This is a genomic window from Streptomyces sp. NPDC044061, from assembly GCF_056434305.1.
In genome coordinates this window covers 34,134-46,902 of record NZ_JBWKFL010000003.1, presented here as the reverse complement: position 1 = coordinate 46,902, position 12,769 = coordinate 34,134, and the positions used below count along the sequence as shown (strand labels likewise).

The following is a 12,769-nucleotide window of genomic DNA, read 5'->3' as shown; positions in this document are numbered from 1 at the left end:
CTAAGGGGTCGTCAGGGGTTCGTCCCGGGGTTCTCCCCGGTTTGGGGCTCGCCGAGCGGGTTCGCTCAGTCCGCGAAGTTGGCGCCGAAGTACGGCGTGCCCGTCGTGGAGACGCCCGAGGTGCTCGGGGAGATCGAGCGGGAACCGGTCGTGACGATCTTCGTGCCACTGGAGGGCAGGTAGGTCACCGCGCCGTTGGCGGCGTTCTCCCGGGAGCCGACCAGCAGGTCGGCCTTGCCGTCGCCGGTGACGTCGTCGAGCTTGACGTCCTGGCCGAAGTAGTCGTCCTTCTCGTCGCTGCCGGGCACGCCGGCGGTGGACTGGGCGAAGAACTGCGCGCCGGAGGTGGTGTTCAGGCCGCTCGCGGTGCCGTAGAGGACGGTGACGGCGCCGGTGTTCGTCGCGCTGCCGATGTTCTCGCCGGCCACGCCGATGGCGAGGTCGAGGAAGCCGTCGCCGTTGACGTCGCCGAGGTCGAGCTCGTAGCCGAAGAAGTCGTTGCCCTCGGCGGTGCCGGGCACGTTGCCCGTGTCCTGGGTGATGCCGGTGGCGTTGGACGGGCCTCCGTCGGAGCCGTAGGTCACCCAGACCTTGCCGCCCTTGCCGGAGTCCGGGATGGCGGTGCCGTCCTCGGTGGTGGTGTTCCAGTAGGCGCCGCTGACGATGTCGCCGTAGTGGTCGTTGTTGATGTCGCCGATCGCGGTGATCACGCCGGGCTTCAGGGTCTCGGCCTCGGACATGTGCAGGCCGTTCGCCCCGCCGGGGATGTACCAGTTGCGGTTCCACCCGTAGTCGGTGTCGGTCTCGAAGCCGTCGACCACGAGGTCGGTCTGTCCGCTGTTGTTGATGTCGCCGGCGGTCAGGTTGAGCGGGCCGAGCGCGTCGGTGCCCATGATCGGCGGCTTGACCGTGTACTTGCCGCCGGGCACGCCGGAGGCGTTGATGCCGCCCTTGAGGACGTAGATGGTGGCGGCGGAGCTGCCGACGGCGAGGTCGGCCTTCCCGTCGCCGTCGAAGTCGCCGGCGGCGAGGTTCTTGCCCCAGAAGTCGTGGCCGGAGGGTGCGGGGTCGGCGACCGTGACGCCCTTGCCGGTGATGCCGGAGGCGGAGCCCCAGAGGATGGCGAGGGTGCCGCCGTCGGTGTCGCTGCCGACGTCCTCGCCGGAGGCGCTGACCGCGATGTCGTCGTAGCCGTCGCCGTTGAAGTCGGCGTAGGCGGTCTCGCCGCCGAAGTGGTCGCCGGACTCGGCGGTGCCGGGGGTGCCGGAGGTGTTCTGGCTGATCGTGGAGCGCTTGGCGGACGAGACGCCGGAGGCGGAGCCGTAGAGGACGACGAGCTGGCCGGCGGCCTTCTTGCCGCTCACGTAGGCGCCGTCGGCGGAGAAGGCGACGTCGCCGACTCCGTCGCCGTTGAAGTCGGCCTGCGGGACCTTGGTGGAGTCCGCGGCGGTGGCGGTCACGGCCGTGAACGTGAGCAGCCCGCCCGTCAGAGCGGCGGCGGTGGCCGTCGCGAGGGCGAGTCGCAGAGGCTTGTGCATGCGGGTTTCTCCTGCGGCATGCGGGGGATGCCTGGCGGGCATCCACAGTCGATGGGGTGCGGACGCTCCCTGTTCGTCGTGGGTTGTCCCACGGTTCACGGAGCGTTCGGCGATCAGGAGACCAGCGCCGGGGCGTAAGGGTTGTACGTGAGTTCGGTAAACCTTCGAGAACGCTGTGGCGGCGGGCGGACCGACAGCTAACCCACCAGGAACTCGGAGCTGGAGAAGGTCACCGCGGGCTTCGCCTCGACCAGCCCCCGCTTCGTGCCCCGGTACACGGCGACCGTGTCCTTCGTCTCGCCCCGGTACGTCCGCACCACCAGGTCCGCCCGCCCGTCCCCGTCGAAGTCGGCGGCGGTGAGGACGCGGGTCGTGCCGGTCGCGGTCGGTACGACGGTCACCGCGTCCTTCGCCGACAGGCCGGCCGTACCGGCGCGCAGCACGCGCAGCCGGGAGCCGCTGGAGACGAGTTCGTCGCGGCCGTCGCCGTCGAAGTCGGCGGTGTCGAGCATCGAGCCGGGTGAAGCGAGGGTGGCCGGCGTGGCGGGGGCCGGGAGGTCGTAGCGCAGGGACGTTTCCCCCATGGCGCCGACGGCCGCGTCCAGGGCCCCGCCCCGCCCGAAGCGGCCGAGGGCCACGTCGATGCCGGCGGGCAGCAGGGTGCCGGTGCGCGCGGGACCGGTGGGGCCGCCGAGGACGACCGCCGCCTTGCCGGCGCCTTCGCCCGCACGGACCACGAGGTCGGCGTACCCGTCCTTGTTCACGTCGGCGGACGGCCCTACGGGGACCTCGCCGGGGGAGGGCAGGGGCGCGCCGGCCGCGTGCGGGGCGCCCTGGCGGCTGAACGGGCCGCGCAGGTACGTCAGCCTGCCCGCGGACGCGTGCAGCACCAGGTCCGCCTTGCCGTCCCCGTCGTAGTCGCCGCACACGGGCTGGTCCGGCCAGTCGTTGCCGAAGCGGGCGCGGGCGGGTACGGCGAGCTGGACGGCGCGGCCGGTCGGTCCGGCCGGGGAGCCGAAGAGGATCTGCAGCGGCACCGGGGGCCGGCCCTGGCCGTCGTAGGGCGGGTCGGTCGAGACGATGAGGTCGGTGAAGCCGTCGCCGTCCAAGTCGCAGCTCTCCTCGGCGTCGAAGACGGCCGGGAGCCGGCCCTTGGTGGGTGCGGCCTGCTTCTTCGGGCTGAGCAGCTGCCGGGCGCCGGGGGTGAGTCCGTGGGGGCCGCCGTAGACGATGCCGATGCCCGCGTCGTCGGCGTGGCTGTCTTCCTTGACCAGGTCGTTGAGGACGAGGTCGCGGTGGCCGTCGCCGTTGAAGTCGTCGGGGATCCTGCTGCCCTTGCCGTGCGGGACGGGGAGGCGGGCGGGGGCGTCGGCGACGCGGGTGGGGCCGGCGTCGGGGGTGGTCGGACCGCAGGCGGCGAGGAGCAGGGTGCCGCAGAGTGCCGCCGTACGGATCCCGCCTCTTCGCACGCGCACCGTCCACTCCGTCCGCACCGTCACCGTCGCACAACAACCTGCCAATGATGCACGTGTTCGAGACGGGTGTTAAGGCCCGGACGGATGTGACGTGGGTCAGGATGGTGGCATGAGCGTAGTGAAGATCAACGTGCTGAGCGTGTCTGCCGAGCAGCGGGACGTGCTGGAGAAGCGGTTCGCCTCGCGGGCCCACGCGGTCGAGAACTCCGACGGCTTCGAGTGGTTCGAGCTGCTGCGCCCCGTGGAGGGCACCGACACCTACCTCGTCTACACGCGCTGGCGTGACGAGGAGTCGTTCCAGGCCTGGATGGAGGGGCCGATGAAGTCCGCCCACCAGGGCACCGGGGAGGGCGGGGAGCGGCCCAGGCCCGCCGCCTCCGGGTCCACGCTGTGGTCCTTCGAGGTGGTGCAGCAGGCCGGTCCGAAGGGCGCCTAGGGCGCAGGAGCGGACATACGGCGGCGCCCCCTGCCTGTGCGGGTCAGGGGGCGCCGTCGGCTTTTCAGGGGCCGGTCACTTCACCGGCTCGGGCTCCGGCTCGCTCTCGGTCTCCGTCTCGCCCGCCGGATCGACCGGCGTCCTGACGGAGTCGAGAAGCAGCTGGGCGACGTCCACGACCTGGATGGACTCCTTGGCCTTGCCGTCGTTCTTCTTGCCGTTCACGGAGTCCGTGAGCATGACCAGGCAGAACGGGCAGGCGGTGGAGACGATGTCCGGGTTGAGGGAGAGGGCCTCGTCGACGCGCTCGTTGTTGATGCGCTTGCCGATCCGCTCCTCCATCCACATCCGGGCGCCGCCGGCGCCGCAGCAGAAGCCGCGCTCCTTGTGGCGGTGCATCTCCTCGTTGCGCAGGCCCGGGACCTTGCCGATGATCTCGCGCGGGGGCGTGTAGATCTTGTTGTGGCGGCCCAGGTAGCACGGGTCGTGGTAGGTGATGATGCCCTCGACCGGCGTGACGGGGATCAGCTTGCCCTCGTCGACCAGGTGTTGGAGCAGCTGGGTGTGGTGGATGACCTCGTAGTCGCCGCCGAGCTGCGGGTACTCGTTGCCGAGCGTGTTGAGGCAGTGCGGGCAGGTGGCGACGATCTTCTTCGCCGACTTCGGCTTCCTGGTCGACTCGTCCTCGTCATCCTCGCCGAAGGCCATGTTCAGCGCGGCCACGTTCTCCATGCCGAGCTCCTGGAACAGGGGCTCGTTGCCGAGGCGGCGGGCGGAGTCACCGGTGCACTTCTCGTCGCCGCCCATGATCGCGAACTTGACGCCCGCGATGTGCAGCAGTTCGGCGAAGGCCTTCGTGGTCTTCTTGGCGCGGTCCTCCAGAGCGCCGGCGCAGCCGACCCAGTAGAGGTACTCGACCTCGGTGAGGTCCTCGATGTCCTTGCCGACGACCGGGACCTCGAAGTCGACCTCCTTGGTCCACTCCAGGCGCTGCTTCTTGGCCAGGCCCCAGGGGTTGCCCTTCTTCTCCAGGTTCTTGAGCATCGTGCCCGCCTCGGACGGGAACGCGGACTCGATCATGACCTGGTAGCGGCGCATGTCGACGATGTGGTCGACGTGCTCGATGTCGACCGGGCACTGCTCGACACAGGCGCCGCAGGTGGTGCAGGACCACAGGACGTCCGGGTCGATGACGCCGTTCTCCTCGGCGGTGCCGATCAGCGGGCGCTCGGCCTCGGCCAGTGCCGCGGCGGGCACTCCGGCCAGCTGCTCCTCGGAGGCCTTCTCCTCGCCCTCCACGGTCTTGCCGCCCCCGGCGAGCAGGTAGGGCGCCTTGGCGTGGGCGTTGTCGCGCAGCGACATGATCAGCAGCTTCGGGGAGAGCGGCTTGCCGGTGTTCCAGGCCGGGCACTGCGACTGGCAGCGGCCGCACTCGGTGCAGGTGGAGAAGTCCAGCAGGCCCTTCCAGGAGAACTGCTCGACCTGGGAGACGCCGAAGACGTCGTCGTCACCGGGGTCGGTGAAGTCGATCGGCTTGCCGCCGGAGGTCATCGGCAGCAGCGCGCCGAGCGAGGTCCCGCCGTCCGCGTTCCGCTTGAACCAGATGTTCGGGAAGGCGAGGAAGCGGTGCCAGGCGACGCCCATGTCGGTCTTCAGGGCGACCGTGATCATCCAGATGAAGGAGGTCGCGATCTTCAGGCCCGCGAAGAAGTAGGTGAGGTTCTGGAGCGTGGAGACGTCCAGGCCCTTCAGCCACGAGACCACCGGGTACGAGATGAAGAACGAGGCCTCGTAGGCGTCCACGTGGTGCTGGGCGCCCTCGAGCGCGTGCAGCATGAAGATGCAGACGCCGACGATGAGGATGACGGCCTCGACGAAGTACGCCTGGCCGAAGTTGGAGCCGGCGAAGCGGGACTTGCGGCCCGGGTTGCGCGGGTGGCTCAGCTGGCGGATGACGATCAGTGCCAGGATGCCGAGCACGGTCATCGTGCCGATGAACTCGACGAAGACGTTGTACGGGGCCCATTCGCCGATGACCGGCAGGAGCCAGTCGGCCTGGAACAGCTGGCCGATGGCGTTGACGATCGTCAGCAGCAGCGAGAAGAAGCCCACCGCCACGAACCAGTGCGCGACACCGACGATGCCCCAGCGGTTCATCCGGGTGTGGCCGAGGAACTCCCTGACCACGGTGACGGTGCGCTGCACGGGCTCGTCGGTGCGGGTGCCCGCGGGCACGTTCTGGCCGAGCCGCATGAAGTTGTAGATCTGCAGGATGGCGCGGGCGAACAGGGCCACACCAACCACGATCAGAACCAGCGACACGATGATCGCGGCGAGTTGCATTTCGGGGCTCCTCGGGCCTGCGAGGGAGATTACTAAGCGGTAACTTATGCAGTCCGTCTGAGACTACCCGCATCCTTCCTCGCACTGTAGCCACGCGCGAGGTGATCTGGGTCGCTGAGGGGAGCCTGAGTCGCACGGGCAATCGGATCGTGTTATTCATACCGATTTGCTACTTTCACGCCTAACTTAGAGCCGTGCTCTACGGGATCGCCGCGGCCTCCGCCGCCCTCCTCCTCACCGCCCTGCTGGCGGCGCTGCTCCGGGTGCCCGCCCTGCGCGCGGGCATCGTCGACCGGCGGTGGCAGCGGCCCCTGCCGGTGCTCGGAGGGGCGGCCGTCGTGGTCATCACCTGCCTGGTCGCCTGGGTGGGGCAGTGGACCCGGGTCGCCCCGCTGGGGGACGGGGTCGGGGAGCTGCTCGTGGCGGGTGCCGGGGTCGCCGCGCTGGGCCTGGTCGCCGACGTGTGGCGGCTGCGGTCGCGGGTACTGGTCGCCGGCACGGTGGTGGCGGCGGCCTGCGTGGTGCCGTACGACGAGACGGGCGTCGGGGGCGGGATCCTCGCCGTCGGGTGGATCGTCTTCGCCTCCCTCGCCTTCCGGGGGCTCGACCACGCCGACGGGCTGGCCGGAACGGTCGGGGTCGTCACCGCGTTCGGGGCGGGAGTCTGTGCCGCCGCCGAGGTGATGGACGGGCTCGCCGTGCTGCTCAGCGTGTTCGCCGCCGCCCTGACCGGTTTCCTGATGCACAACTGGCATCCGGCGCGGGTCGGTATGGGGGCCTGCGGGTCGCTGTTCACCGGGTTCCTGCTCTCCTCCGCCGCCGTCTTCACGCGCGCGGGGTACGGGCTCGGGCCGAGCGCGGGCGTGCTGTTCTCCCTCGGTGCCGTGGCCCTCGCCGACTTCGTGCTCGTGGTCCTCGCGCGTATGGTGGCCCGCCGGCCGCTGCTGAGGCGGGGCCCGGACCATCTCGCGCACCGGCTGCGGCGGCTCGGGCTCACTCCGCCGGGAGCCGTCGTGCTGCTGGGTGCGGCTTCCTTCTCCGCGGTACTCGTGGGGGTGCTCGTGCACACCGGGTGGAGTGGCGACGGGGCCGTGCTGTGGGTGGTCGGCGGGGTGGTCTTCGCCGTCCTCGTACTCCTTCGCATCCCTGTCCAGTCGCCCCGACGGGATACATCGACGCAGGTCAGCGGCCAGTTGCGTATAAGGAACGGATAAGACTTGAGTCCGTACGACTCAGGTCTGTTGACCCATCGAATCTCCTCATGCACACTTGAGCCTGTTCCACTCAAGTCAGCTGGAGGAATCAACCATGGCACGTGCGGTCGGCATCGACCTGGGCACGACTAACTCCGTCGTCAGCGTTCTGGAGGGCGGCGAGCCCACCGTCATCACCAACGCCGAGGGTGCCAGGACCACGCCGTCCGTCGTCGCCTTCGCCAAGAACGGTGAGGTGCTCGTCGGCGAGGTCGCCAAGCGCCAGGCGGTCACGAACGTGGACCGGACCATCCGCTCGGTGAAGCGCCACATGGGCACCGACTGGAAGATCCAGCTGGACGGCAAGGACTTCAACCCGCAGCAGATCTCCGCGTTCATCCTGCAGAAGCTGAAGCGGGACGCCGAGTCCTACCTGGGCGAGAAGGTGACCGACGCGGTCATCACCGTCCCGGCCTACTTCAACGACTCCGAGCGCCAGGCGACGAAGGAGGCCGGCGAGATCGCCGGTCTGAACGTCCTGCGCATCGTGAACGAGCCGACCGCCGCCGCGCTGGCCTACGGCCTCGACAAGGACGAGCAGATCATCCTCGTCTTCGACCTCGGTGGCGGCACCTTCGACGTGTCCCTGCTGGAGATCGGCGACGGCGTCGTCGAGGTGAAGGCCACCAACGGTGACAACCACCTCGGTGGTGACGACTGGGACCAGCGGGTCGTGGACTACCTGGTCAAGCAGTTCCAGTCCGGTCACGGCGTGGACCTGTCCAAGGACAAGATGGCCCTGCAGCGCCTCCGTGAGGCCGCCGAGAAGGCCAAGATCGAGCTGTCCTCCTCCACCGAGACCTCGATCAACCTGCCCTACATCACGGCGTCCGCCGAGGGCCCGCTGCACCTGGACGAGAAGCTCACCCGGGCCCAGTTCCAGCAGCTGACGGCCGACCTGCTGGAGCGCTGCAAGACGCCGTTCCACAACGTCATCAAGGACGCCGGGATCTCCCTCGGCGAGATCGACCACGTCGTCCTCGTCGGTGGCTCCACCCGTATGCCCGCCGTCGCCGAGCTCGTCAAGGAGCTGACCGGCGGCAAGGAGGCCAACAAGGGTGTGAACCCGGACGAGGTCGTCGCCATCGGCGCCTCGCTCCAGGCCGGTGTCCTCAAGGGCGAGGTCAAGGACGTCCTGCTCCTCGACGTCACCCCGCTGTCCCTCGGCATCGAGACCAAGGGCGGCATCATGACCAAGCTCATCGAGCGCAACACCACGATCCCGACGAAGCGCTCCGAGATCTTCACGACGGCCGAGGACAACCAGCCGTCCGTGCAGATCCAGGTCTACCAGGGCGAGCGCGAGATCGCGGCCTACAACAAGAAGCTCGGCATGTTCGAGCTGACCGGTCTGCCGCCGGCGCCGCGTGGCGTCCCGCAGATCGAGGTCTCCTTCGACATCGACGCCAACGGCATCATGCACGTCACGGCCAAGGACCTCGGCACGGGCAAGGAGCAGAAGATGACCGTCACCGGCGGCTCCTCGCTGCCGAAGGACGAGGTCGACCGGATGCGCCAGGAGGCCGAGCAGTACGCGGAGGAGGACCACCGCCGCCGCGAGGCCGCCGAGACCCGCAACCAGGGCGAGCAGCTCGTCTACCAGACCGAGAAGTTCCTCAAGGACAACGAGGACAAGGTCCCGGGCGAGATCAAGACCGAGGTCGAGGGCGCGATCGGCGAGCTGAAGGAAGCCCTCAAGGGCGAGGACACCGCCGAGATCCGCACCGCCACCGAGAAGGTCGCGGCCGTCTCGCAGAAGCTCGGCCAGGCCATGTACGCCGACGCCCAGGGCGCCCAGGCGGCGGCCGGCGGTGCCGAGGCTCCCAAGACCGATGACGATGTCGTCGACGCCGAGATCGTGGACGACGAGCGCAAGGACGGTGCCGCGTGACGGAGGAGACCCCGGGCTTCGAGGAGAAGCCCGACGTCCCCTCCGGCGCGACCCCCGACGACGCCGAGTCGAAGGCCGCCCCTCGTGAGGGGGCGGCCCCGGCCGGGGACGTAGCAGCAGACGCGGGCCTGGTGGCCCAGCTGGACCAGGTGCGCACGGCGCTCGGCGAGCGCACGGCGGACCTCCAGCGCCTCCAGGCCGAGTACCAGAACTACCGCCGACGGGTCGAGCGGGACCGGGTCGCGGTCCGGGAGATCGCCATCGCGAACCTCCTGACCGAGCTTCTGCCCGTGCTCGACGACATCGGCCGCGCGCGGGAACACGGCGAACTGGTCGGCGGCTTCAAGTCGGTGGCCGAGTCGCTGGAGACCGTCGCGGCCAAGATGGGCCTGCAGCAGTTCGGCAAGGAGGGCGAGCCCTTCGACCCGACGATCCACGAGGCCCTGATGCACAGCTACGCACCGGACGTCACCGAGACGACCTGCGTGGCCATCCTGCAGCCGGGATACCGCATCGGCGAGCGCGCCATCCGCCCCGCGCGGGTGGCCGTCGCCGAGCCGCAGCCGGGCGCGCAGACCGTCAAGGCCGACGAAGCCGAGGAGAGCGCGGCGGCCGACGACAAGGAGAACGGTGGCCCGGAGGAGGGCTGACGTAATCACTGAAGACAGGAAGGAGGGACGTCGGGGATGAGCACCAAGGACTTCATCGAGAAGGACTACTACAAGGTCCTCGGCGTCCCCAAGGACGCCACCGACGCCGAGATCAAGAAGGCGTACCGGAAGCTCGCCCGCGAGTTCCACCCGGATGCCAACAAGGGCAACGCCAGGGCCGAGGAGCGCTTCAAGGAGATCTCCGAGGCGAACGACATCCTCGGCGACGCCAAGAAGCGCAAGGAGTACGACGAGGCACGCGCCCTGTTCGGCAACGGCGGCTTCCGCCCCGGGCCGGGCGCCGGCGGCGGCTCCTTCAACTTCGACCTGGGCGACCTCTTCGGGGGCAACGCCCAGAGCGGGGGCGGCTTCGGTGGCGGAATAGGTGACGTCTTCGGGGGCCTGTTCAACCGGGGCGGGACCACGGGCACCCGTACCCAGCCCCGGCGCGGCCAGGACATCGAGTCCGAGGTCACGCTCAGCTTCACGGAGGCCATCGAGGGCGCCACGGTGCCCCTCAGGATGTCCTCCCAGTCGCCCTGCAAGGCCTGCTCCGGCACCGGCGACAAGAACGGCACACCGCGCGTGTGCCCGACCTGCGTCGGCACCGGGCAGGTGGCGCGGGGCTCGGGCGGCGGCTTCTCGCTCACCGACCCGTGCCCCGACTGCAAGGGCCGCGGTCTGATCGCCGAGCACCCCTGCCTGGAGTGCAAGGGCAGCGGCCGTGCCAAGTCGTCGCGCACCATGCAGGTCCGCATCCCGGCCGGGGTCACGGACGGGCAGCGGATCCGGCTGCGCGGCAAGGGCGCGCCCGGTGAGCGGGGCGGCCCGGCGGGCGATCTGTACGTCGTCGTGCACGTCGGCGCGCACCCGGTGTTCGGCCGCAAGGACGACAACCTCACGGTGACCGTGCCGGTGACGTTCGCCGAGGCGGCCCTCGGCGGCGAGGTCCGGGTCCCGACCCTGGGCGGTCCCGCCGTCACCCTGAAACTGCCGGCGGGCACCCCCAACGGCCGCACCATGCGGGCGCGGGGCAAGGGCGCGGTCCGCAAGGACGGTTCCCGGGGCGATCTGCTGATCACCGTCGAGGTGAGTGTCCCCAAGGACGTGTCGGGGAAGGCTCGTGACGCACTGGAGGCGTATCGCGAGGCGACCGCGGACGAGGATCCGCGGGCGGAGCTGTTCGAGGCCGCGAAGGGAGATTGAGAGCCCCATGGACACACCCGGCCGCCGGCGCAACCCGTACGAACTGACCGAGGAGACCCCGGTCTACGTCATCTCGGTGGCGGCCCAGCTCTCCGGACTCCACCCGCAGACGCTGCGCCAGTACGACCGTCTGGGGCTGGTCTCCCCCGACCGCACGGCCGGGCGGGGCCGCCGCTACTCGGCCCGCGACATCGAACTGCTCCGCCAGGTGCAGCAGTTGTCCCAGGACGAGGGCATCAACCTGGCCGGCATCAAGCGCATCATCGAACTGGAGAACCAGGTCGCCGCCCTGCAGTCCCGCGTCGCGGAGATGCAGGCGGCCCTGGACGGCGCGGCGGCCGCGATGCGGCAGCGTGAGGCCGCCGTCCACGCCTCCTACCGTCGCGACCTGGTCCCGTACCAGGAGGTCCAGCAGACCAGCGCGCTGGTGGTGTGGCGGCCGAAGAAGGCCAAGGACTAGGCGGAGACGCGGTGAAGGGGCCCGGAGGACGAACCTCCGGGCCCCTTTCCCATGCGCTGGACCGGAGCCCCCACAGTGAAGCTGATGCTGGCCGAGATCGTTCGGTCTTCTGCTCGAGTCGGCGCCGCGGCGCGCCGCCGGTCGCGGCCCGCGAGCGGTGGGGTTGGTTGCAGGGATCTTTGCCCTCGCGTGAACTCCGCTTGAATGGAGGGCCCGTAAAGAGTGTTTGGAGGCGATTCCGCTCCTTCTTCACATGCTCGGCGGAGCGTGCTGTTGCGCACTCGTTAAGTAGTTCCGCTTGACGCAGGGTGTCGGCCCGGCGTTGGCTTTTCAGACACCTGGGTCGTAAAGCAGCACCCACGTCCGGAACGCACCTGAAGTGAGCCCTCGAATGCGTCGTATCGCCATGTCCGTGGCCGCGTCCACGATGACCCTTTCGCTCGCCGGCTGCGGCGTGCTGGACGCCACGGGGGACGGTGCCAGCGCGAGCCCGACGAAGGGCGACGACGTCACCGTGGGGCTGCTGCTGCCGGAGAAGGCGAACACCCGCTACGACAAGTTCGACTACCCCATCATCAGGGACCAGGTCACCTCGCTCACCCACAAGAAGGGCAAGGTCCGGTACGCCAACGCGGATGCGGACTCCGCCCGGCAGGCCGGACAGATGCAGCAGATGATCGACGACAAGGTCGACATCATCCTGCTCGACGCCGTCGACTCGCACGCCATCGCCGGCGAGGTGAAGAAGGCCAAGGACGCGGGTATCCCGGTCATCGCCTACGACCGGCTGGCCGAGGGCCCGATCGACGCGTACATCTCCTTCGACAACGAACTGGTCGGCGAGGTGCAGGCCCGTACGCTGCTGGAGGCGCTGGGCTCGGGCGTCGACACCTCCGACAAGGTCGTCATGGTGAACGGCTCGCTCACCGACCCGAACGCCAAGCAGTTCAAGCAGGGCGCGATGTCCGAGCTGAACGGCAAGGTGACGATCGCGGACACCTTCGACACCAAGGACTGGAAGCCGGAGAACGCCGAGACCGAGATGGCCGAGGCGATCAGCAAGATCGGCAAGAACAACATCGCCGGGGTCTATGCCGCCAACGACGGCATGGCGGGCGGCGTCATCAAGGCCCTGAAGGCCGCCGGCGTCACCACCCTGCCCCCGATCACCGGCCAGGACGCCGAACTGGACGCGGTCCAGCGCATCCTCCTCGGCGAGCAGTACATGAGCGTCTACAAGTCCTACCCGGACGAGGCCGAGGCGGCCGCCCAGATGGCCGTCACCAAGGTGCAGGGCAAGGACATCCAGTTCGACGCCCTCACCCAGGACCGGGTCGACAGCCCCACCGACAAGGCCATCCCGTCCAAGCTGGTCCAGGTGAGCGCCCTGACCAAGAGCAAGATCAAGGACACCGTCGTCGCGGACGGCATCTACACGGTCGGGGACATCTGCACCGCCAAGTACAAGGCGGCCTGCGCGGCGGCCGGCCTGAAGTAGCCGCGACCGGCCGACCACC

At 69.6% G+C, this 12,769-nt stretch carries 10 protein-coding genes; 7 read left to right on the top strand and 3 right to left on the bottom strand.

Going from position 1 to position 12,769, the window contains the following annotated elements:
* Window positions 1-65: 65 nt before the first annotated feature.
* The gene (locus AC07CM_RS05015) at window positions 66-1,538 is read right to left on the bottom strand and encodes a VCBS repeat-containing protein (RefSeq protein ID WP_478874947.1); all 1,473 of its coding nucleotides are present in this window, start codon (window positions 1,536-1,538) and stop codon (window positions 66-68) included.
* 197 nt (window positions 1,539-1,735) lie between these two features.
* On the bottom strand, window positions 1,736-3,013 hold the full coding sequence (locus tag AC07CM_RS05010) for an FG-GAP repeat domain-containing protein (protein WP_478874946.1): 1,278 nt from the start codon (window positions 3,011-3,013) through the stop codon (window positions 1,736-1,738).
* 109 nt (window positions 3,014-3,122) lie between these two features.
* On the opposite strand from AC07CM_RS05010, the gene AC07CM_RS05005 reads away from it, so the two are divergent.
* Entirely contained in the window at window positions 3,123-3,449 is a 327-nt protein-coding gene (locus AC07CM_RS05005; RefSeq protein ID WP_478874945.1) for an antibiotic biosynthesis monooxygenase family protein, read from the top strand.
* A gap of 75 nt (window positions 3,450-3,524) precedes the next feature.
* Here AC07CM_RS05005 and AC07CM_RS05000 read toward each other — a convergent pair whose 3' ends face one another.
* A complete protein-coding gene (locus AC07CM_RS05000) occupies window positions 3,525-5,792 on the bottom strand; it encodes a (Fe-S)-binding protein (RefSeq protein WP_478874944.1) in 2,268 nt (755 codons plus the stop codon).
* Window positions 5,793-5,986: 194 nt separating this feature from the next.
* Here AC07CM_RS05000 and AC07CM_RS04995 point away from each other — a divergent pair, with 194 nt between their 5' ends.
* From AC07CM_RS04995 to AC07CM_RS04970, 6 genes are all read left to right on the top strand, one after another.
* A complete protein-coding gene (locus AC07CM_RS04995; protein ID WP_478874943.1) occupies window positions 5,987-7,006 on the top strand; it encodes an MraY family glycosyltransferase in 1,020 nt (339 codons plus the stop codon).
* Window positions 7,007-7,100: 94 nt separating this feature from the next.
* Window positions 7,101-8,936, top strand: coding sequence for a molecular chaperone DnaK (gene dnaK / locus AC07CM_RS04990; RefSeq protein WP_478874942.1), 1,836 nt, complete (start codon window positions 7,101-7,103; stop codon window positions 8,934-8,936).
* Entirely contained in the window at window positions 8,933-9,586 is a 654-nt protein-coding gene (gene grpE / locus AC07CM_RS04985) for a nucleotide exchange factor GrpE (protein ID WP_478874941.1), read from the top strand. Before dnaK ends, grpE begins: the two co-directional genes overlap by 4 nt.
* A gap of 36 nt (window positions 9,587-9,622) precedes the next feature.
* Window positions 9,623-10,792, top strand: coding sequence for a molecular chaperone DnaJ (gene dnaJ, locus AC07CM_RS04980; protein ID WP_478874940.1), 1,170 nt, complete (start codon window positions 9,623-9,625; stop codon window positions 10,790-10,792).
* Between the two features lie 7 nt (window positions 10,793-10,799).
* Window positions 10,800-11,252: a heat shock protein transcriptional repressor HspR gene (locus AC07CM_RS04975; RefSeq protein ID WP_478874939.1), complete on the top strand. Its 453-nt coding sequence runs from the start codon at window positions 10,800-10,802 to the stop codon at window positions 11,250-11,252.
* 391 nt (window positions 11,253-11,643) lie between these two features.
* Window positions 11,644-12,750, top strand: a complete 1,107-nt coding sequence (locus tag AC07CM_RS04970) for a sugar ABC transporter substrate-binding protein (protein WP_478874938.1) — start codon at window positions 11,644-11,646, stop codon at window positions 12,748-12,750.
* The last annotated feature ends 19 nt before the right edge of the window (window positions 12,751-12,769 follow it).

Bases quoted from the DNA above. Each gene is read 5' to 3' on its own strand.
- AC07CM_RS05015 (WP_478874947.1), bottom strand. From the start codon at position 1,538: ATGCACAAGCCTCTGCGACTCGCCCTCGCGACGGCCACCGCCGCCGCT.
- AC07CM_RS05005 (WP_478874945.1), top strand. From the start codon at position 3,123: ATGAGCGTAGTGAAGATCAACGTGCTGAGCGTGTCTGCCGAGCAGCGG.
- AC07CM_RS05000 (WP_478874944.1), bottom strand. From the start codon at position 5,792: ATGCAACTCGCCGCGATCATCGTGTCGCTGGTTCTGATCGTGGTTGGT.
- dnaK (WP_478874942.1), top strand. From the start codon at position 7,101: ATGGCACGTGCGGTCGGCATCGACCTGGGCACGACTAACTCCGTCGTC.
- dnaJ (WP_478874940.1), top strand. From the start codon at position 9,623: ATGAGCACCAAGGACTTCATCGAGAAGGACTACTACAAGGTCCTCGGC.
- AC07CM_RS04975 (WP_478874939.1), top strand. From the start codon at position 10,800: ATGGACACACCCGGCCGCCGGCGCAACCCGTACGAACTGACCGAGGAG.
- AC07CM_RS04970 (WP_478874938.1), top strand. From the start codon at position 11,644: ATGCGTCGTATCGCCATGTCCGTGGCCGCGTCCACGATGACCCTTTCG.